The sequence below is a fragment of the Pseudomonas sp. 5C2 genome, from assembly GCF_034314155.1.
GTDB lineage: Bacteria > Pseudomonadota > Gammaproteobacteria > Pseudomonadales > Pseudomonadaceae > Aquipseudomonas.
On the sequence record NZ_JAVIWH010000002.1, the window covers coordinates 596,989 to 616,703 of the forward strand.

20 protein-coding genes are annotated in these 19,715 nt (G+C 55.9%); 17 read left to right on the top strand and 3 right to left on the bottom strand.

What is annotated here, in order from left to right:
• Nucleotides 1–27 precede the first annotated feature (27 nt).
• From aroC to RGU44_RS03420, 6 genes are all read left to right on the top strand, one after another.
• The gene (gene aroC, locus RGU44_RS03395) at nt 28–1,119 is read left to right on the top strand and encodes a chorismate synthase (RefSeq protein WP_322215623.1); all 1,092 of its coding nucleotides are present in this window, start codon (nt 28–30) and stop codon (nt 1,117–1,119) included.
• 61 nt (nt 1,120–1,180) lie between these two features.
• A complete protein-coding gene (locus tag RGU44_RS03400; RefSeq protein WP_322217733.1) occupies nt 1,181–2,320 on the top strand; it encodes an MFS transporter in 1,140 nt (379 codons plus the stop codon).
• A complete protein-coding gene (locus tag RGU44_RS03405) occupies nt 2,317–2,931 on the top strand; it encodes a methylthioribulose 1-phosphate dehydratase (protein ID WP_322215625.1) in 615 nt (204 codons plus the stop codon). The genes RGU44_RS03400 and RGU44_RS03405 overlap by 4 nt, the downstream gene beginning before the upstream one ends.
• A 12-nt stretch (nt 2,932–2,943) precedes the next feature.
• The gene (locus tag RGU44_RS03410) at nt 2,944–3,489 is read left to right on the top strand and encodes an acireductone dioxygenase (RefSeq protein WP_322215628.1); all 546 of its coding nucleotides are present in this window, start codon (nt 2,944–2,946) and stop codon (nt 3,487–3,489) included.
• A 15-nt stretch (nt 3,490–3,504) separates the two neighbouring features.
• A complete protein-coding gene (mtnC, locus tag RGU44_RS03415) occupies nt 3,505–4,188 on the top strand; it encodes an acireductone synthase (RefSeq protein ID WP_322215631.1) in 684 nt (227 codons plus the stop codon).
• A 275-nt stretch (nt 4,189–4,463) separates the two neighbouring features.
• Nucleotides 4,464–5,186: a helix-turn-helix transcriptional regulator gene (locus RGU44_RS03420; RefSeq protein ID WP_322179795.1), complete on the top strand. Its 723-nt coding sequence runs from the start codon at nt 4,464–4,466 to the stop codon at nt 5,184–5,186.
• A gap of 1 nt (nt 5,187) precedes the next feature.
• Here the strand turns inward: RGU44_RS03420 and RGU44_RS03425 are convergent, their stop codons facing one another.
• Nucleotides 5,188–6,120: a hypothetical protein gene (locus RGU44_RS03425; protein ID WP_322215634.1), complete on the bottom strand. Its 933-nt coding sequence runs from the start codon at nt 6,118–6,120 to the stop codon at nt 5,188–5,190.
• A 384-nt stretch (nt 6,121–6,504) separates the two neighbouring features.
• On the bottom strand, nt 6,505–6,783 hold the full coding sequence (locus tag RGU44_RS03430; protein ID WP_322179791.1) for a DUF3509 domain-containing protein: 279 nt from the start codon (nt 6,781–6,783) through the stop codon (nt 6,505–6,507).
• 434 nt (nt 6,784–7,217) lie between these two features.
• On the opposite strand from RGU44_RS03430, the gene RGU44_RS03435 reads away from it, so the two are divergent.
• The 11 genes from RGU44_RS03435 (at nt 7,218) to RGU44_RS03485 (ending at nt 18,667) form a co-directional block, all read left to right on the top strand.
• On the top strand, nt 7,218–9,050 hold the full coding sequence (locus RGU44_RS03435; protein ID WP_322215637.1) for a long-chain-acyl-CoA synthetase: 1,833 nt from the start codon (nt 7,218–7,220) through the stop codon (nt 9,048–9,050).
• Nucleotides 9,051–9,150: 100 nt separating this feature from the next.
• A complete protein-coding gene (locus RGU44_RS03440) occupies nt 9,151–9,687 on the top strand; it encodes an ankyrin repeat domain-containing protein (RefSeq protein ID WP_322179787.1) in 537 nt (178 codons plus the stop codon).
• A gap of 146 nt (nt 9,688–9,833) precedes the next feature.
• Nucleotides 9,834–10,364 carry a hypothetical protein gene (locus RGU44_RS03445; RefSeq protein ID WP_322179785.1) on the top strand — a complete coding sequence of 177 codons (531 nt, stop codon included), beginning with the start codon at nt 9,834–9,836 and terminating at the stop codon, nt 10,362–10,364.
• 110 nt (nt 10,365–10,474) lie between these two features.
• Nucleotides 10,475–10,666: a PLDc N-terminal domain-containing protein gene (locus tag RGU44_RS03450; RefSeq protein WP_322215640.1), complete on the top strand. Its 192-nt coding sequence runs from the start codon at nt 10,475–10,477 to the stop codon at nt 10,664–10,666.
• A 211-nt stretch (nt 10,667–10,877) separates the two neighbouring features.
• Nucleotides 10,878–11,738 carry a polyamine aminopropyltransferase gene (speE, locus tag RGU44_RS03455; protein WP_322215643.1) on the top strand — a complete coding sequence of 287 codons (861 nt, stop codon included), beginning with the start codon at nt 10,878–10,880 and terminating at the stop codon, nt 11,736–11,738.
• Nucleotides 11,739–12,108: 370 nt separating this feature from the next.
• Nucleotides 12,109–14,196: an LTA synthase family protein gene (locus RGU44_RS03460; RefSeq protein ID WP_322215646.1), complete on the top strand. Its 2,088-nt coding sequence runs from the start codon at nt 12,109–12,111 to the stop codon at nt 14,194–14,196.
• A 139-nt stretch (nt 14,197–14,335) separates the two neighbouring features.
• A complete protein-coding gene (locus RGU44_RS03465) occupies nt 14,336–14,572 on the top strand; it encodes a hypothetical protein (protein ID WP_322215649.1) in 237 nt (78 codons plus the stop codon).
• 250 nt (nt 14,573–14,822) lie between these two features.
• Nucleotides 14,823–15,161, top strand: a complete 339-nt coding sequence (locus tag RGU44_RS03470; RefSeq protein WP_219060602.1) for a ribonuclease E inhibitor RraB — start codon at nt 14,823–14,825, stop codon at nt 15,159–15,161.
• 330 nt (nt 15,162–15,491) lie between these two features.
• Entirely contained in the window at nt 15,492–16,901 is a 1,410-nt protein-coding gene (locus RGU44_RS03475) for a circularly permuted type 2 ATP-grasp protein (protein ID WP_322179777.1), read from the top strand.
• Nucleotides 16,902–16,913: 12 nt separating this feature from the next.
• Nucleotides 16,914–17,873 (top strand): alpha-E domain-containing protein, encoded by a 960-nt coding sequence (locus tag RGU44_RS03480; protein ID WP_322215653.1) that lies wholly within the window; start codon nt 16,914–16,916, stop codon nt 17,871–17,873.
• Complete coding sequence (locus RGU44_RS03485) at nt 17,870–18,667, top strand: transglutaminase family protein (protein WP_322179773.1); 798 nt, start codon at nt 17,870–17,872, stop codon at nt 18,665–18,667. Before RGU44_RS03480 ends, RGU44_RS03485 begins: the two co-directional genes overlap by 4 nt.
• 56 nt (nt 18,668–18,723) lie before the next feature.
• Here RGU44_RS03485 and RGU44_RS03490 read toward each other — a convergent pair whose 3' ends face one another.
• A complete protein-coding gene (locus tag RGU44_RS03490) occupies nt 18,724–19,557 on the bottom strand; it encodes a cytochrome c (RefSeq protein WP_322215656.1) in 834 nt (277 codons plus the stop codon).
• Between the last annotated feature and the right edge of the window lie 158 nt (nt 19,558–19,715).

The window sequence follows — 19,715 nt, forward strand, 5'->3', positions numbered from 1 at the left end:
TTAGCTTATTTTCGCGGAGCGTCCTGCATGTCCGGCAATACCTACGGCAAGCTGTTCACTGTTACCACTGCTGGCGAAAGCCACGGCCCGGCACTGGTCGCTATCGTTGACGGCTGCCCGCCAGGGCTTGAGCTCTCGCTGGAAGACTTGCAGTTCGATCTGGATCGCCGCAAGCCCGGCACGAGCCGCCACACCACGCAGCGCCAGGAGGCCGATGAAGTCGAAATCCTCTCTGGTGTGTTCGAAGGAAAGACCACGGGTTGCCCTATCGGCCTGTTGATCCGCAATACGGATCAGAAGTCCAAGGACTACTCGGCAATTCAGGACCTGTTTCGCCCGGCGCACGCCGATTACACCTACCACCACAAGTACGGCGTGCGCGATTACCGCGGCGGTGGTCGCAGCTCGGCCCGTGAAACGGCGATGCGCGTGGCGGCGGGTGCCATCGCCAAGAAATACCTGGCCAGCCAGGGCATTCGGATTCGCGGCTACATGAGCCAGTTGGGCCCGATTGAAATTCCGTTCAAGACCTGGGAGTCGGTGGATCAGAACGCATTTTTCTGCCCGGACCCGGACAAAGTGCCGGAGCTTGAGACCTACATGGACCAGTTGCGTCGGGATCAGGATTCGGTCGGCGCCAAAATTACTGTGGTTGCCGAAGGCGTTAAGCCTGGGTTGGGCGAGCCGATTTTCGACCGTTTGGACGCGGAACTGGCCCACGCGATGATGAGTATCAATGCGGTCAAGGGCGTGGAGATTGGCGCCGGTTTCGCCAGCGTCGCCCAGCGCGGCACCGAGCATCGCGACGAAATGACGCCGCAGGGTTTCCTGTCGAACAACTCTGGCGGCATTCTGGGTGGGATTTCGTCGGGGCAGCCAATCGTCGTCCATCTGGCGCTTAAACCGACCTCAAGCATTACCACGCCAGGACTTTCGATTGATGCCCATGGCAACCCGGTCGACGTCATTACCAAAGGTCGTCACGACCCCTGCGTCGGTATCCGCGCCACGCCTATCGCTGAGGCCATGATGGCCATCGTGTTGATGGATCATTTCCTGCGCAATCGCGGGCAGAACTCCGATGTGCAGGTGTCGACACCTGTTCTGGGGCAACTGTAATGCTCGATGACGGTGATGCAGCCACGGCGGTTTAGCCGTGGTTTCACTTCCCGAAGGTCAGATCCCTTACTGGCGATTGTCCAGTTTCTATCTGTTCTACTTCGCTTTGCTGGGTTCGACAGCGCCGTTTCTGGCGCTGTACTTTGATCACCTGGGGTTTTCCAGCGCACGCATCGGTGAACTGGTAGCCATCCCCATGCTGATGCGCTGCATCGCCCCCAATATCTGGGGTTGGCTGGGAGATTACACCGGGCGCCGCCTGGCGATTGTGCGCTTTGGGGCGATCTGTACGCTGCTGACGTTTTCCTTGATCCTGTTCGACAAGAGCTACGCCTGGCTGGCAATGGTCATGGCGTTGCATGCGTTCTTTTGGCATGCCGTATTGCCGCAGTTCGAAGTCATCACCTTGGCCCATTTGCAGGGGCAGACCGCCCGCTACAGCCAGTTCCGGCTGTGGGGTTCTATTGGTTTCATCCTCACGGTGGTGGCGTTGGGTCGGCTGTTCGAGTGGTTCAGCCTGGACGTGTACCCGCAGGCGCTACTGTTGATCATGGCCGGTATTGTCGCCAGCAGTTGGTGGGTGCCCAATGCGCAACCCGCACCGTCGACGCACAGGTTGGCCAGTGGCGGCTTTCTTAAACAGCTTGCCAGTCCCGGTGTTCTGGCTTTTTACGCCAGCGTTGCATTGATGCAGTTGAGCCACGGCCCTTATTACACCTTCCTGACCCTGCATCTGGAGCATTTGGGCTACAGTCGCGGCCTCATCGGTCTACTCTGGGCTTTGGGAGTCGTGGCCGAAGTGTTGATGTTTTTGTCGATGAGCCGGATTCTGACGCGGTTTACCCTTCGCCATGTGCTCATGGCGAGTTTTTTTCTGGCTGCGTTACGTTGGTTGCTGCTGGGCAATTTCGCCGAACATTTGCCTGTGTTGTTGTTTGCCCAGATCCTGCACGCCGCGACGTTCGGCAGTTTTCACGCGGCGGCTATCCATTTTGTGCAGCGCAGTTTCGGCCCCGGGCAGCAGGGTCAAGGGCAGGCGCTGTATGCCGCGCTCGCCGGCACTGGAGGTGCCTTGGGGGCGTTGTATTCTGGTTATAGCTGGAATGTATTGGGGCCGAACTGGACCTTCAGCATTGCCAGTCTTGCGGCGCTCGCCGCAGCCGTCATGATTGCGACACGAATGAAAGAGGACAGGGCATGACCCGCGAACAACTCGCTCAGGAAATCATCGACGCCGGGCGTTTTTTGTATGGCCGTGGCTGGTCTCCAGCCACCAGCAGTAATTATTCGACACGGTTGTCGGCGACCACCGCGTTACTGACAGTGTCAGGCAAGCATAAAGGTCAGTTGGGCCAGGATGACGTGCTGGTCACCGACCTTTCCGGCAACAGCCTGGAGCCGGGCAAAAAGCCTTCTGCCGAAACCTTGCTGCACACCCAGTTATACCGCTGTAAGCCACAGGTAGGCGCAGTGCTGCACACCCATTCTGTCAATGCGACCGTGTTGTCGCGCCTGACGGCGGGGGAGAGGGTGGTGTTCGAAAATTATGAACTGCAGAAAGCATTTGCGGGCGTGGCGACCCATGAATCAAAGGTTATCGTGCCGATTTTTGAAAATGATCAGGACATTGCCCGATTGGCGGCAAAGGTCCAACCTTGGCTCGACGCCCACCCTGATTGCCCCGGCTACCTGATTCGTGGCCACGGTCTTTACACCTGGGGCGCGCGAATGAGCGATGCATTGCGTCAGATCGAAGCGTTTGAATTTTTGTTCGAGTGCGAGCTCAAGACTCGCGCTCTATTGAACCGTTAAGGAAATGCCGTCATGAGTAGCTTGTCCGTTTATCACGTCTCTACGCCTGATTTGCCGAACAAAGTATTGACCCATCTGGAAGACATCGCCTCAACCCTGGCCGAACATGGCGTTGGCTTCGATCGCTGGCAAGCGACGGCACCCGTCACGCCGGGTGCTTCCCAGGAAGAAGTGATTACCGCGTATCAGGTACAGATCGATAAATTGATGACCGAGCGCGGTTACGTCACGGTGGATGTGATCAGCCTCGACCGCGACCATCCGCAGAAAGCCGAACTGCGCGCCAAGTTTCTTGATGAACACCAACATGCCGAAGACGAGGTACGGTTCTTCGTGGCCGGACGTGGTTTGTTCACGCTGCACATCGACGACTATGTATATGCCGTGCTGTGCGAGAAGAATGATCTGATCTCCGTCCCGGCGGGCACTCGTCATTGGTTCGACATGGGGGAACACCCGCATTTCGTGGCGATCAGGTTGTTCAACAACCCGGAAGGCTGGGTGGCAACGTTCACCGGCGAACAGATAGCCAACCATTTTCCACGGCTTGAAGACTAAAGACCCGGAGTTTGCATGCCTATTAAAGCTGTCCTTACTGACATCGAAGGCACCACCAGCGCGGTGAGTTTCGTGTTTGAGGTGTTGTTCCCTTACGCCGCCAGGCATTTGCCGGACTTTATTCGTCAAGAGGCCACTCAGCCTGCGGTGGCCTTGCAGTTGCAAGCGGTGCGCCACGAAATCGACGAACCCCAGGCTGATGTCGAGCGTGTGATCGAAATTTTGCTGGAGTGGATTGCCGAAGACCGTAAGGCCACGCCGCTCAAGGCGCTGCAGGGCATGGTCTGGGAGCAGGGCTATCGAGCTGGCCAGTTGAAAGGCCATGTTTACCCGGATGCGGTCGAGGCGCTCAAGCGCTGGCATCAGGAAGGTTATGAGCTGTATGTCTACTCGTCTGGCTCGATTCAGGCTCAGAAGCTGATTTTTGGCTGCTCTGATGCAGGCGATCTGTCTGCGCTGTTCAGCGGCTATTTCGATACGACGTCCGGGCCCAAGCGCGAGCCGCAGTCGTATCGCAGCATTGCCGCAGCAATAGGTCGTCCGGCAGAGGAGATTCTGTTTTTGTCCGATATCGTCGAAGAACTCGACGCTGCGCAACAAGCGGGCATGCCAACTTGTGGCCTGGTTCGCAATGGCGGCGAGTTGGTTGGACACGCTAATGTCGCCAGTTTTGCGGTGATTGACCTGTCGGCGTTCTAAAACGTTTTGCTTTTCGTCTGCAGGGACTTCGTTGTAAGCCCTCTAACTGCAATTACCCTTGATAGAGGGTGATTGCGGCCGACGATAGGCCATGACTTCCATTATGATCGTGCGAAATGTCTGTAAGGTTTTTCTTATTGCTTTGTAGGAAGTGGCTTGTTGGTAAGTAAGTAAACCCTGTTTATAATTTCCTTTATTTTTAAATGCCTTTTACTGTGCAACTCTCTGTCGGTCGATTCCTGAATACTTTATGTCGGGGGTAAAGGGAGGTGATCATGGGAAGTGCAGTATCAGTCAACGCCGATTTGACCCAGCTCATTCAACAGATGGTGGTCAGCATTACAGAACTCAATGGCGACAAGGCCATCGAAAATGCCTTGGGTTGGTTAAGATGCCAATGCTGTTGTGAGCGGGCCATGCTGTATCAGTTCAAAGGGACCGTATTGCTGACTTGCATTACCTCTAATGTGGACGGTGTCTGGAGCGACCTCTACCGTCATGGTCGATTGATGATGGATGATCCAGTGATCCGCAGTTATCGCGAGCACTTGGGGTTCATGGACTGGGACAAAGCGTTCGAACGTCATCCACCGACGCCGACCTACAAAGAGGTGGTTCAGGATTACCGACTGATGCCCGGCGCCTCCTACGGCTATTCCAACGAGGCTAGCGTCCAGCAAGGTGTTGTTACCGTGTGTTCACTCAATGCGATGAGCCGTACGCTCAACGATAGAGACAAGTACCTGTTGAGCAATCTTGTCCCTATTCTGCATATGGCCGGCAAAGGCCGAAAACTGCATGCCAAGGCGCTCACCGAAAAAGAACTGGAAGTGCTCAAGTGGGCTCGCGCAGGCAAGACAGCGTGGGAGATCAGCGTTATCCGTGCTATTTCCGAAGCCACGGTGAAGTACCACTTCAAAAGTATTTATTCCAAGTTAGGCGTTTCCAATCGAGCGCAGGCGGTGGGGGAGGCGCTTTGCCAAGGCATTATTAAATGACTCAGCCCAAGGGCGTGGCGACCACACCCGGCATCAGCATGTCGATGTGATAGCCCTGACGGCCGTCCCCCACAGCGATGTGCAGGCCTTCGATACCTTCGTTGAGTTGGGAATTGATGCGGTAGTCGATCTTGTCGGCAATGCTGGCATTGACCCCGAATGCACACTCGGTCAAGTGCAGCCCCCGGGGGCCGGTGGCTTCGGTCAGCAATGCACAGTAGTCGCGAGCGTTGACGGTAAAGGACCTGACCTGACTGTCGACGATGATCGCCGTGGCGCCATGGGCAGCGACAGCCTGGGCCAGGCTGGCCAACGATTCGATCAATCGGGGCGCAATAGACGGATCAGGATAGCCGCGGGCGTAGAGGATGCCGGAGACGTTAAATTCGCCATCAAGGGTGAAGGTCCGGGGTTCATCCGGGTCCATATGGGTGTAATGGACTTCCAGCAACTCAGCCAGCGGGAATATATAAAAGCCCTTGGACGCCTGAATGTCTTCCTCGATCATCGCGTAGGGCGCAGCCTCATTGACGATGCGCAATGTACCGAGTGTGTTGTCCCCGGAAAGGCGCAACACGTGATGCTCATCGAGCAGCGACAGCAGTTGCTCCTGCTTGCGCATGGCCAGACGATAGTCGCAGGAACAGATCAGGTCGAGGGTGTAGATCCCGCTTTTCAGCGATGGGTCGAATGCGTGAGCCTGGGTATACAGCGTTTGCCCTGACTGGCAGTGGGCCGCCAGCTGTTGCAGCGATTCGGTTGCTTCTCTGCTGAACGTGATGCACACACTGTTGGCAGGCAAACAGCTGAGTTCGTTGATCAACAGGGCATTGATTGATTGATGTTGTGCGTGGGCAATCAGTGCGCTGGAGTCTGTCAGTAAACTGATATCGCGTGAGCCAAAAAAATGGTCGAGGTGTTTTAAGTTATTCATTGTTGGGTACTCGGCAGTTAAGAAACACACCATGACGATAACGTCATGGTGTGCCTGACCACGTTAAGCGGTTATACACATCACCACTTGGTCAGCGGGTAAAAGCCGAAGGTGTTCTGTTGAGTGGGTTTGATGCGCTTGAGTGTTTGCGTGTTCATCCGGTTCACCTGTTAGTTGAAATCAGGTACGTCATGTACCTGGCAGGGAAACCTTATGATGAACGCGGCACGAATAAAACTATCCGGTCGGGCAGGTGCGCAGTGTTCAGGAAGGGTATTAACTGTTGCGGTGGGTTTCTATGGGGGTGCACATGCAACAAGGCCGTGGACGCTGAATGTGCGCCTACGGCCTTGTTCGCTAATGCTTATGCCACGTTGGATGAACTCAGCGTGTGTAGTAGGTCGGCAGATCGAAGCGGTGCTGACTCTGCAGCATGGAGAGTGCTGGCAGTTCACTGGCTTGTGCGGCCAGGTCTCGGCGAATCGCGCTGATCACCCACTGCAGTTGCACGGCAGTGTGCAGCTGAGCGTAGGACACCGAACGACGGATCTGCTTGCCTTCGCTGTTGCGCAAACTCAGCAACACTCCACCATCGGGACGGGCTTGGGTGGTGACTTCGAACTCGGAAAATACGGATGCAAATTTTTCTTGAATGAAAGTCATATCTAGCGGCTCCATTGCTCACGGGATAACAAGCGTGGAGTGATTAGTGCAGTGTCTGTGCCAGTCTCGGACTTTGTATAATACGTAATAAAATCAACAGCTTAAAAATATCGTGTTTTTCTTGAGTCGTGCAAAGTGCATGAATGGCTGTCGAGCATCCTGCATTTTGCCGGGAATACAGGGGCGATGGAGTTTGGCAGAGGCTCTAACGATCAGCGGTTTTATGAGGCGTGCTGAAGCTAGGACAGCGGTCAGGTGGGTTAATCCCATCCTTATGCCAATGCTCTTTAGGTGGGAGATACAAAATTTTTCAAATCCATCGTGTACACCCTTTGAACGGCTGACGTACTTTCTTTGTGGTTGCGGCAGGGACGTCACCGCACCGCTCGCGCCCAAAACAAAAAATAGAATCACGCGGCTACGAAGGGGCAACCATGAGTCATAGCGACATGATCACGTGGGCCATGATGGCCCGTAAGCTTCCTTCTATCGCCAGGGCGCTGCCACGGGTGATCAAGGGCATGAAAATGTCCAATGTCACCAAGGCCGATCAGCCGTGCGGCTTGGGCTGGACTTTTGAAAACGCGGTGTTGCGCAACCCGCAGGGCCCGGCACTTCTTTATAAAGACTGCGTATTCACTTACGAGCAGGTCAATCAGTGGGCCAATCGCATCGCCCATCACCTGATCGGTCAAGGCCTCCGCAAGGGGGATGTGGTCGGGATTTTCATCGAGAATCGTCCTGAGCTATTGGTGCATGTGCTGGCCGTGGCAAAAATCGGCGGCGTGTGCGCAATGCTCAACACCTCGCAAGCTCAGGGTTTGTTGGTACACAGCCTGAATCTGGTGAAGCCGCTGGCGATTATCGTCGGCGAGGAATTGGTGGCGGTTTACGATGCCGTGCGCACCGAGGTCGCCATCGACGCGGGCAAAACCTTCTTCGTCGCCGATCAGGACACCAGCAGGGATGCAGGGCAGGCCCCGAAGAGTTACATCAACCTGGCGCGGGTCAGCGCTGAAGAATCCCCGGCAAACCCAATAACCACCCAACGCATCTACTTCAATGATGCGTGCTTTTATATCTACACGTCGGGCACCACTGGTTTGCCCAAGGCGGGTATTTTCAAGCACGGTCGCTGGATGAAAACCCATGGTGGTTTCGGCATGATCGCGCTCGACATGCGGCCTGACGATATTGTTTATTGCACGCTGCCGCTGTATCACGGTACAGGGCTGAACGTGTGCTGGGGCTCTGCGATATGCGGTGCTTCGGGCTTTGCGATCCGACGCAAGTTCAGTGCCAGTCAATTCTGGAGTGATACGCGCACGTTCAAGGCGACCACGATTGGTTATGTCGGCGAACTGTGCCGCTATCTGATGGATCACCCGGAGCAGCATAACGACGCGGACAATCCGGTGCGCAAGATGATCGGCAATGGTCTGCGTCCCGGGGTCTGGGCCGCGTTCAAAAAACGCTTCGCTGTCGACCATGTCTGCGAACTGTACGCTGCCAGCGACGGCAATATCGGCTTCACCAATGTCCTCAACTTCGACAATACCGTTGGCTTTTCCCTTCAGGCCTGGACGTTGGTGGAATACGCCCATGAAAGTGGCTCGCCGATCCGTAACGCTGATGGCTTCATGCAGAGGATCGGGAAGGGAGGACAGGGATTGCTGCTGGCGAAGATCGATGAGAAAGCACCGCTGGATGGCTACACCGAGCCTGAGAAAAACCAGAAAGTGATCCTTTGCGATGTGTTTGAAAAGGGTGATCGGTACTTCGACACAGGGGATCTGCTGCGCGATATCGGTTTTGGCCATGTGCAATTTGTCGACCGGTTGGGCGATACCTATCGCTGGAAGGGCGAAAACGTATCGACCACCGAGGTCGAGAACATCATGCTTCAATACCCTAAAATCTCTGAAGTCGTGGCGTACGGTGTCGAGATCATGAACACCAACGGTCGTGCCGGGATGGCGGCGATTACCCCGGCAGAGTCGCTGGCGACCCTGGACTTCCAGGAGTTGCTGCAGTTCGCGAAAAGTCAGATGCCGTCCTACGCAGTGCCAGTGTTCCTGCGCGTGAAGGTCAAGATGGAAACCACGGGTACGTTCAAGTACCAGAAGACCCGACTGAAGAACGAGGCCTTTGACCCCGGCAAAACCGGGGGTGATCCGGTTTACGCCTGGCTACCGGGTTCAGACACCTATGTGCCGGTAACGCCCGATGTGCTGCGGGATATCCATGCTGGCAAGTTTCGCTATTGAATTTGGCTATGGACCACATACCTTGACCCTGGGCGGGCAGCTCTGGAAACTGGCGGACATACGCTGATTCCAACTGCCTGCGCCGTTCAAGGAGTACACCATGTCAGATCATTCCAAATCGGCTGCCGATGCCACATTAATGACCGATGACGAGGCCCTGGAGTTTGCCGAGCAGGTATTTGATGTTGCACGCAAAGGCGACGCATTGATGCTTGGGCGTCTACTGGAAAAAGGTCTTACCCCCAATTTGCGCAATCACAAGGGCGACACGTTGTTGATGCTTGCCAGCTACCATGGACATCTGGACAGCGTCCGCGTGTTATTGGACTTTAAAGCTGATCCTGAAATACGTAACGACAACGGTCAGAGCCCTATTGCCGGTGCGGCGTTCAAGGGTGACCTGCCTGTGGTCAAACTGCTGGTTGAAAACGGCGCCGACGTCGAAGGCGCCTCTGCGGACGGGCGTACTGCGCTCATGATGGCGGCCATGTTCAACCGCACCGCAATCGTCGATTACCTGCTCTCTAAAGGCGCCAACCCTCATGCGCAGGATGCCAACGGCGTCACCCCATTGGCCGCTGCGCAAACCATGGGCGCGGCGGACACCGCCGAGCAATTGAGCAAGCTCAACGGCTGATCGTTCCGACTTCCTTGTGATCGCGCTGGGGCGGTCGCTCAGGGGTAGCGTTAATCAAGGCCTTACCAATAGAGCCCTGATGGATTTCAAGTTATCCTTCGCGCCTTGTTTTCGCGCCCCCTATTCGCCTATTGTCAGGACAGCCCATGAAGAACCAACTCATAGAATTAATCAGTAAAATCAGTTCGGGTTGCATGGGCGAGGAAGAAATCGCGCACATCGCGGCTGAGGCCGCCCAAGCTTACGCCGATCCCCAGGCGTTTCTCGCGACCAATCCTGACATCAACTACGACGACAGTTTCCCCATCCCGTTGGGCGAATGGGTCGTGGTTGGCAGCTTGCCGGAGACCGTGTTGTTTCAGGCCGACAGTTACATGGACCTGTTTGCACAGATCGTTGAATCCTTCGGTCAGGACGTGACCTTCAACATCAAACCCAAGCAATTGGCCAAAACCGAAGCATTGATCGCTCTCAACCGTATTCAGATTCAACTGAGCAGCATGAACCGGGAGAAGGGCGGTTACGTACTGATGAACCTCAGTCAGCCATTGGACGATGAACTGCAAGCGGTGCTGATCTATGGTCAGGATCAGGATCGGGTGATCGAGTTGGCGGCGGCAGTGGGTATCACGGCAGCGCCTTCACTGGAAGCCCTGCGCATTGCCTTGCATGTTTGATCGGCGCACGACCTTGGTCAGCGGGCACGAAAAATAAGATGCTGGCGAAATGGAACCCTCACTGCGTGCAACTATCCTAATCAGAGAAGTATTCAATTAGGAGCAACACCATGGGTTCTACGTTTAATGGTCTGGTCGGTCTGATCATCCTTGCCCTGGATATCTGGGCAATCCTCAATGTATTGAAAAGCGGCGCCGAAACAGGGATGAAGATCCTGTGGGTATTGCTGATTGTGCTGCTACCGGTTTTGGGCTTGATCATCTGGGCGATTGCCGGACCGCGCGGTAACGTGCGCTTCTGACACGTTTGACCTGACGCTGACGTACCCCTCAAGCGCCTGACTGCTGCAGTCAGGCGCTTTTTGTTTTTCAGGTCCGGGCAGCATGGGCTGATCAATAGAGGTTCGACCTGTCATCGTCCGCGACGTAGAATGCCCGACTTTCTCAGGGGCAGCGCTTTTACTAAAAGCGGCTCACTGTCCGTTGCTATCAGCATCCACCAGGGGTTTACCCATGAGCGATTATCAAGAGACGTTGTATGAAGGTTACGGCCAGCGCTTCCGTATGGAAAAACTGCTGCACGAAGTGCGCACCGAGCATCAACATCTGGTGATCTTCGAGAACCCGCGCATGGGCCGGGTCATGGCGCTCGACGGCGTTATCCAGACCACTGAAGCCGACGAATTCATCTACCACGAGATGCTCACCCACGTACCGATCCTCGCCCACGGCGCAGCCAAGCGCGTGCTGATTATCGGTGGCGGGGATGGCGGTATGCTGCGCGAAGTTGCCAAACATCGCAGCATCGAACACATCACCATGGTTGAAATCGATGGCACCGTGGTCGAGATGTGCAAGCAGTTCTTGCCGAACCACTCGAAAGGCGCTTTTGAAGATTCACGCCTGAATCTGGTGATCGATGACGGCATGCGCTTCGTGGCGACCACCGAAGAAAAATTCGACATCATCATTTCCGACTCCACCGATCCGATTGGCCCGGGCGAAGTGTTGTTCTCCGAAAACTTCTATGAGGCCTGCCGCCGCTGCCTGAACGAAGGCGGTATTCTGGTCACCCAGAACGGCACACCTTTCATGCAGTTGGCCGAAGTGCAGACCACTGCCGGTCGCCTGCGCAGCCTGTTCCCGGACTGGCACTTTTACCAGGCCGCGATCCCGACTTACATCGGTGGCGCCATGACCTTCGCGTGGGGCGCAACCAATACTGACTACCGCAAACTGCCTTTGGACACGTTACGTCAGCGTTTCGCCAGCAGCGGTATCGTGACGCGCTATTACAATCCTGAAATCCATATCGGTGCCTTTGCGTTGCCGCAGTATGTTTTGCAGGCAGTCAACAAGCCAAGTAACGACTGATTTTTGATGTGGAAAGTCGCCATCATTGGCGGCTTTTTGTTACGTGGAATAGCGATTTAGATCGTCGTATGCAAACTCCCCGACACACAACCTTACATTTAAGTCGCTGCGCGAGACGAAATTTTCACAGCCCATTCCAGAAAATCATGCGCGGTTATTTCGCCCTGTGGCGGCCAAGACCCTTGCTTTAGAGCCACGGGAACCTTTTTTTAGATGCGCTGTCGTTGGCGATTTGGCGCGCATCATTGGTAAACTCCACACACGATCATGAATAAATTGCCCGCCGCGCCAACCTCGCCGTCTCGAACAGCGTAGGGCGCACATGCATTTGAACTTCATTTACCCTGAATCCAACGGATCCTAGAACACCATGGCCACACAGGACGCCCTGAGTCATCAGCACGCCTCGTCGCGCTTGCTGCAACCCACCGTCAAATCGCATCTGGCTTACACGCTGCTGAGCGGCTTGGTCTTGATGGTGATGTATACCCTGCTGCGAGTCGCGCTGCTGGTCTATAACCGCGAAATGATTGGTAGCATCCCTGCGTCGACCTTTTTCGAGGCGATGGTCAATGGCCTGCGTTTCGACTTGCGCCTGACAATTTACCTGCTCATTCCTCTGGTGCTGGCGTTGTTCAGCGCCCGGGCAATGACTGGGCGTGGGTTGTTCCGGTTTTGGTTGACGATTGGCGCCAGCATCACGCTGTTCCTCGGCCTGATGGAGTTGGACTTTTACCGCGAGTTCCATCAACGCTTGAACGGGCTGGTGTTCCAGTACGTCAAGGAAGACCCGAAAACCGTGCTGAGCATGCTCTGGAACGGCTTCCCGGTGGGACGCTATCTGCTGGCCTGGGCGGCGGTTACCTGGGTACTGAGTCTGCTCTTCAAGGGCATCGACCGTCTGACTCGAACCCGTCGGCGGCTTAATGTCAGTTCGAGCAGCAACCGCTCGGTCGCACCGTGGTATCTGCGTATCGGCGTGTTCGTGGCCTGCCTGATGGTTGCCGTCGTCGCCGCTCGTGGCACCCTGCGTCAGGGCCCGCCATTACGTTGGGGGGATGCGTACACCACTGATTCGAACTTCGCCAACCAGTTGGGCCTCAATGGCACCTTATCGTTGATCTCTGCTGCCGAAGCCCTGACGTCCGACCAGCGCGCCAATATCTGGAAGGCCACGCTGCCCCAACCGTTGGCGGAACAAACCGTGCGTGACATGTTGCTGACCGCCAGTGACAAGCTGGTTGATGCCGACACCGCTGCCGTGCGCCGCGATTCCTTGCCACCCGTGGAAAAAACACTGCCGATCCGCAACGTGGTGGTGATCCTGATGGAAAGTTTCGCCGGTCATTCGGTGGGTGCTTTGGGCAGCGATGCCAACATCACGCCTTACTTCGACAAGCTGTCCAAGGAAGGCCTGCTGTTCGACCGCTTCTTCTCCAATGGCACGCATACCCACCAGGGCATGTTCGCCACCATGGCCTGCTTTCCAAACCTGCCAGGTTTTGAATACCTGATGCAAACCCCGGAAGGCAGCCACAAACTGTCCGGCCTGCCGCAGTTGCTAAGTGCCCGCAAATACGACGATGTCTATGTCTACAACGGCGATTTTGCGTGGGACAACCAATCAGGCTTCTTCAGCAACCAGGGCATGACCAACTTCATTGGCCGTAATGATTTTGTCGATCCCGTGTTCTCCGATCCAACGTGGGGTGTGTCCGATCAGGATATGTTCGACAGAGGCGCTCAGGAGCTGAAAGCACGCGAAGGTGGCAAGCCTTTCTATGCGTTGCTGCAAAGCCTGTCCAACCATACGCCGTATGCGTTGCCGGAAAACCTGCCCGTCGAGCGGGTTACCGGGCATGGCACGCTGGATGAGCATTTGACGGCCATGCGTTATGCCGACTGGGCGTTGGGGCAATTCTTCGAGAAGGCGCGCAAAGAGCCTTACTTCAAAGAAACCCTGTTCATCGTCGTCGGGGATCACGGTTTCGGTAACGATCAGCAAGTCTCCGAAATGGACCTTGGTCGCTTTAACGTACCCATGCTGATGATCGGCCCAGGCGTCCAGGAGAAATTCGGTCAGCGCAGCAGTATTGTCGGCACCCAGATTGATATCGTTCCGACCATCATGGGGCGTTTGGGTGGCGAATCGCGTAACCAATGCTGGGGTCGTGACTTGCTGAACCTGCCTGAAGGCGATAAAGGTTTTGGCGTGATCAAACCATCGGGGGGCGAGTTGACTGTCGCCCTGGTGACTGGCGATCGTATTCTGATCGAGCCCAAGGATATGGAACCTCGCGTGTACCAATATGAGCTGGGCGCCAAGCCCCACGCCGAACTGATGCCTCAACAAGCTGATTTACCACAGCTAAGGCTGAAGCTGGAAAGCTTCCTGCAAACCGCAACCAAGAGCCTGATGGAGAATACCGCGGGCGTGGTCGACAGCAAGCCGCGCTAAGCGAGCGGCGTACTAAAAAAGAGACCTTTACCGGTCTCTTTTTTTGTCCGCCCGGCAGCCAAAACAGTGGAACGAATACTGGATTTTCAGGGTCCAGATTAAGTAAGCCGCTTTCTTCGGCTTCGCTGAGGAGACATAGATGAAACAGTGGACCATTACTTATCTTGATAAAGACGGCGTCCGACAAAGCCTAGAGTTTGGCAGCGAGCAGCGTCCTGATATGGAGGCAGCGGCAGACTATCTACGCGAGGTTTTGTACCCTGTGGTTGATAAACTTGATCTGAACGACCTTGACGGCCGGGCACCCGAGCCGACGGTAAAATCCCTGAAGGCACTGCACAGTGTGCAAATTATTTCGGTCACTGAAACTCCTTGAATCATACCTTTGGCCATTGCTTGATCTGCCATTTGGCACGGACGGCCGATAGGGTTACTCTGCAAATGAGGCCGAAGCTGGCTTGCTTTGGCTTCCTCCATGTCGATGCCCGGTCTACCTGATAGATCTGGCCTTGTCAGCTACATGCTTGGCTCCTGGCGACAGACTATCTGTTGCTGAGCGACCACCAATCGGCGGGTCGCGTTGGGAGTGTTGAAACTCTATCTATCGTTGCATAGGAGGACGTTTCATGAGCACAGCCTATCAAGAGGACATCAGCAGTAACGTACTGCGCCGCATGAAAGAGGGCGGTTTTGATTTCGCACGTATTCATCCCATCGAGTTTTATGCCGTTTTCCCGGATGAGGAGCGGGCACGGCAAGCGGCAGGGCAGTTTCGTGGGGAATCCTTGAACGCGCAGGTCAGCGTCCGTGATGACGGGGCATGGCATCTTCAATTGAGCAAAGTGATGTACGCCACTTATGGTGGGATCGATGATTTCGAGCAAGACTTTCAAACGGTGATCACACCGCTGGACGGTGAGGTCGAGGGGTGGGGCGTGACTCAGGAAATCAAGCGTTTTAATTAACGCCCGAGGGTGTCCCCGTTGCAATCCCCTTACCGGCTGACCTTTTGTCAGCCGGTTTTAGTTTGTAGGTTCTAACCGTTAGAGGGATTGTTGGGTGGGTTGTGAAACAAAATTACACCTGTGAAATCAACGCTGACTATGCTGGTAATAGATAGCGTTATTGAAGGACGCGTCGCAATGAGGCGTAGGTGAATAAGTTGGGGCGGTTACTGCACAGGAATGGTGCGGTTGCGTTAGGGGATTTATCCAACTGTTTGATATTAAAGCGTTTATGCCGATGGCACGGGCCTTGCGAAGGCCTTTGGTGTCCGTGGTGACAAGGAGTACGGCATGATCCGCACCTTTTATGATGAGATGTATGACGCTGGCGGCTTGGTCCGTCCGCATTATCGGGAGTTTGCCCGTTGGCTGGGTGAGACGCCGCCGGAGCTTTTGGCTCAGCGCAGACGTGAAGCCGACCTTTTGTTTCATCGTGCCGGGATTACGTTCACGCTGTATGGGGACGACCAGGGCACTGAGCGGTTGATTCCGTTCGATACGATTCCGCGCAGTATTCCTGCCAGCGAATGGCGGATTGTGGAACGCGGCTGTATTCAGCGGGTCAAGGCGTTGAACATGTTTCTCGCCGACCTGTATCACGATCAACGGATTATCAAAGCCGGGATTATTCCCGCCGAACAGGTGTTGGCCAACGAGCAATATCAGTTGGCGATGCAGGGCCTGAATCTGCACCGTGACCTTTATTCGCATATTTCCGGTGTTGACTTGGTGCGTGATGGCGACGGCACCTACTACGTGCTCGAAGACAACCTGCGCACACCCAGCGGCGTCAGTTACATGCTCGAAGATCGCAAGATGATGATGCGCCTGTTCCCGGAGCTGTTCGCCGCTCAGCGCATCGCGCCCATCGATCATTATCCGAACATGCTCCTCGATACCTTGAAAAGCTCCAGCCCCATCGACAATCCGAGCGTTGTAGTCCTGACTCCTGGCCGCTTTAACAGTGCCTTTTTCGAACACGCCTTTCTGGCGCGCGAGATGGGTGTCGAGTTGGTGGAAGGGGCCGATCTGTTCGTGCGTGATGATCGCGTCTTCATGCGCACCACTGACGGGCCTAAAGCCGTCGATGTGATCTACCGGCGTCTGGATGATGCGTTTCTCGATCCGCTGGCGTTTAACCCCGACTCAATGCTCGGCGTCCCGGGCCTGCTTTCGGCCTATCGCTCGGGCAATGTGGTGCTGGCCAATGCCATCGGGACCGGCGTAGCGGACGACAAGTCGATCTATCCCTATGTGACGGACATGATCCGTTTCTATCTGGATGAAGAGCCGATTCTGCAAAATGTGCCGACCTGGCAGTGCCGCAAACCGGAAGAGTTGTCCCACGTGCTGGCGCATCTGCCGGAACTGGTGGTCAAGGAAACCCAAGGTTCGGGTGGTTACGGCATGTTGGTTGGCCCGGCGGCTTCGGCAGCTGAAATCGAAGTGTTCCGTGCCCGCCTGAAAGCCAAGCCCCACGCGTACATCGCACAACCCACTTTATGCCTGTCGACCTGTCCGACTTTTGTCGAGAACGGCATCGCCCCACGCCATATCGACTTGCGCCCATTTGTTCTTTCCGGCCGTGAAACCCGAGTAGTCCCAGGCGGCCTTACCCGAGTAGCCCTGCGTGAAGGCTCTCTCGTGGTGAACTCGTCCCAGGGCGGCGGAACCAAAGACACCTGGGTGGTTGAGGATTAAGGATGCCTGCCAATGCTAAGTAGAACTGCCTCGGATTTATATTGGATGTCGCGTTATCTGGAGCGAGCGGAAAACCTCGCGCGGATGCTCGACGTCAGCTATTCGTTGTCACTGATGCCCCAGGATGGGCGCGGCGATGGTCTGGATGAAATGGCCATGCCGCTGTTGATTACCGGCACGCTGGACGACTATCTGGAGCGCTACGGTGAGTTGCACGCCGAACGCTTGTTGCATTTTTTCGCCCTGGATGCGACCAATCCGGCCAGCATTTACAGCTGCCTGGGTGCCGCTCGGGCCAGTGCTCATGCGGTGCGCGGACGAATCACGGCAGACATGTGGGAAAACATCAACGCCACGTGGCTTGAGATACGCGGCATCGCCGAGCAGGGTTTGAGTCGTTACGGCATGAGCCGTTTTTGTGAGTGGGTCAAAGAGCGTTCGCACCTGTTTCGGGGGGCGACCTATGGCACCATCATGCGTCACGATGCGTTCCGTTTTATCCGTCTGGGGACGTTCATCGAGCGCGCCGATAACACCCTGCGCATGCTCGACGCCCGTTACGAGATGCTCGAAGTGCTCGGGAAAAATACCGAAGCGATCTCTGACAGTTCGGCGCACGGCTACTACCAGTGGAGCGCCTTGTTGCGCGCCTTGTCGTCGTTCGAGGCGTACACCGAGCTGTATCGGGACGCGCCGGGTGCGCGTCAGGTCGCCGAATTGCTGCTGTTGCGTGCCGACATCCCGCGCTCGTTGCGCGCCTGTCTGGAGGAGCTCGATCAGATCCTCGCGAGTCTGCCAGGCGCCAATGGCCGTCCGGCACAGCGCTTGGCCGCCGAATTGGACGCACGTCTGCGCTATACCAGCATCGATGAAATCCTGGGTGAAGGCCTGCATGAATGGCTGAATGAATTCATTCCGTTAGTGGCCCAATTGGGTAACGCTATCCACACTTCATACCTGGAGGCTGCATGAGACTCTCAATTAGCCACGAGACCACTTATCACTACGAAGATCAGGTCCGCGCCAGCATCCAGTATTTGCGTCTGACACCTCACGACAGCGAGCGCCAGCAGGTACTCAGCTGGCAGCTGACCTTGCCGCGCCCGGTGCGTGCGCAGATCGATCCGTTCGGCAATATCCTTCATGTATTGACGCTGGATGAGCCCCACGAAGCGATCATTATCGGTGCCCGTGGCCAGGTTGAAATCGACGAGAAGCGTGAGGCTGAGCATGAAAGCCAGTCAGCGCTGCCATTTCTGCGTTTCACCCGTCTGACTGAAGCCGATGAAGCCATACGTGCCTTTGCGCTCAAACAGTGCCACACGCGCAAAGACCGCAATGCCTTGATCGACTTGATGTACGGTCTGAACCAACACATGACCTACAGCCCTGGTTCGACAGAGGTCGATACCAGCGCTGCTGAAGCGTTTGCTGGCCGTTCAGGCGTGTGCCAGGACCACACTCATGCGTTCCTGGCCTGTGCCCGTAGTCTGGGAGTGCCCGCGCGTTATGTATCAGGTTATCTCTATAGCGAAAACAGCGAGCATCTGGCCAGTCATGCCTGGGCGGAAGCCTGGATCGATGACGCCTGGTACAGCTTCGATGTGACCAATCAACTGTCCCGGCCTGAGCGTCACCTCAAGCTGGCAGTGGGTCTGGATTACCTCGACGCCTGCCCGGTACGGGGTATGCGCCGTGGCGGTGGCTGCGAGCAGATGCATGCCAAAGTGTTCGTCTCGCCGATGTTGTTGGTGCAGCAGCAGTAACCATCCTGAGCGCGGTGTGACACACCGCGTCAGCTTCTTCGCAGGCACGTCAGCGCTTAGAGCGGGGACGCTGCCGTTCTGCGTTGCGCCATGTGCCTGAGATAGCCAATCAGTTGATCCAGCTCACCCTCGGACAGCACCGCTGTAGAGATCGCGGGCATTTTTGCCTGTGGCCATTGACGCAGGCTTTGCGGGTTTCGGATGTAGAGCTTGAGGTAGTCCCCCGCAAAGTACTCAATGGGGCTGTGCGGCTGATTCAGGTCCGGACCCAGTTGCGAGTCACCGGCACCGTTGAGGCGATGGCAGGCTAGGCAGTTTTTCTGAAACAGTGCAAACCCTTGATTGATCGGATCATTGGCAGCCAATGCCCGGTCCGGCAGCATCATTGGGAAACGTTCAGCCACGGACGCTAATATTCGTACTTTACTGACCGCGAAGGGCCATTGTTCGGGGCTGATGTTGCCGGCTTTCGGTTCGGTCCATACCAGATAAAAAGGACCGGGGCTTTGCTGGTTTTCGCCCAGCGTGGGCCACGGAGCTGCCGGGTCTTCGATCGCCAGCCACGCGCGTGCGCCAGTGCTCTCAAGCAAAGGCCCTGCGGGCATCTCGGCGGCAAACCCATCCGTGGCCACGGCCTGGAGATGATCCTTTGCAGTAATGCCCCCAAGCAGCGCCGCCATTGGCACTGCGCGATAGGTCATGGCGCGTTTGTAGGAAACATCTTCGGCGATTTGGATCTGCTGCGCTTGCGGATGCTTAAGCAGCTGTGCGGTGTCCCAAATATGGACCCCGTCGGGTAGCTCGACGCTCAATTGAGCGGCTTGGACGACGCCCACGTGGCTGACAGCAAAGCAGCAGAGCAACGGTATGAACGCTAACCACTGACGCATAAACCCATCTCCATTAATTCAGGCTGGAAGATTGGCACAGATGCGCTTTACTCGACAGCGTATCGAATACCTTGCTTTGGCATGGCAAAGATACGCTCAACCGAACAGACGGGTCATGTTCGGCACAATCAATAAAAGAGTAGTGGCGAACACAATAA

Coding starts and splice junctions, on each gene's coding strand:
- aroC (WP_322215623.1), top strand. CDS start 28: ATGTCCGGCAATACCTACGGCAAGCTGTTCACTGTTACCACTGCTGGC.
- RGU44_RS03405 (WP_322215625.1), top strand. CDS start 2,317: ATGACCCGCGAACAACTCGCTCAGGAAATCATCGACGCCGGGCGTTTT.
- RGU44_RS03410 (WP_322215628.1), top strand. CDS start 2,944: ATGAGTAGCTTGTCCGTTTATCACGTCTCTACGCCTGATTTGCCGAAC.
- mtnC (WP_322215631.1), top strand. CDS start 3,505: ATGCCTATTAAAGCTGTCCTTACTGACATCGAAGGCACCACCAGCGCG.
- RGU44_RS03420 (WP_322179795.1), top strand. CDS start 4,464: ATGGGAAGTGCAGTATCAGTCAACGCCGATTTGACCCAGCTCATTCAA.
- RGU44_RS03425 (WP_322215634.1), bottom strand. CDS start 6,120: ATGAATAACTTAAAACACCTCGACCATTTTTTTGGCTCACGCGATATC.
- RGU44_RS03430 (WP_322179791.1), bottom strand. CDS start 6,783: ATGACTTTCATTCAAGAAAAATTTGCATCCGTATTTTCCGAGTTCGAA.
- RGU44_RS03435 (WP_322215637.1), top strand. CDS start 7,218: ATGAGTCATAGCGACATGATCACGTGGGCCATGATGGCCCGTAAGCTT.
- RGU44_RS03440 (WP_322179787.1), top strand. CDS start 9,151: ATGTCAGATCATTCCAAATCGGCTGCCGATGCCACATTAATGACCGAT.
- RGU44_RS03445 (WP_322179785.1), top strand. CDS start 9,834: ATGAAGAACCAACTCATAGAATTAATCAGTAAAATCAGTTCGGGTTGC.
- RGU44_RS03450 (WP_322215640.1), top strand. CDS start 10,475: ATGGGTTCTACGTTTAATGGTCTGGTCGGTCTGATCATCCTTGCCCTG.
- speE (WP_322215643.1), top strand. CDS start 10,878: ATGAGCGATTATCAAGAGACGTTGTATGAAGGTTACGGCCAGCGCTTC.
- RGU44_RS03460 (WP_322215646.1), top strand. CDS start 12,109: ATGGCCACACAGGACGCCCTGAGTCATCAGCACGCCTCGTCGCGCTTG.
- RGU44_RS03465 (WP_322215649.1), top strand. CDS start 14,336: ATGAAACAGTGGACCATTACTTATCTTGATAAAGACGGCGTCCGACAA.
- RGU44_RS03470 (WP_219060602.1), top strand. CDS start 14,823: ATGAGCACAGCCTATCAAGAGGACATCAGCAGTAACGTACTGCGCCGC.
- RGU44_RS03475 (WP_322179777.1), top strand. CDS start 15,492: ATGATCCGCACCTTTTATGATGAGATGTATGACGCTGGCGGCTTGGTC.
- RGU44_RS03480 (WP_322215653.1), top strand. CDS start 16,914: ATGCTAAGTAGAACTGCCTCGGATTTATATTGGATGTCGCGTTATCTG.
- RGU44_RS03485 (WP_322179773.1), top strand. CDS start 17,870: ATGAGACTCTCAATTAGCCACGAGACCACTTATCACTACGAAGATCAG.
- RGU44_RS03490 (WP_322215656.1), bottom strand. CDS start 19,557: ATGCGTCAGTGGTTAGCGTTCATACCGTTGCTCTGCTGCTTTGCTGTC.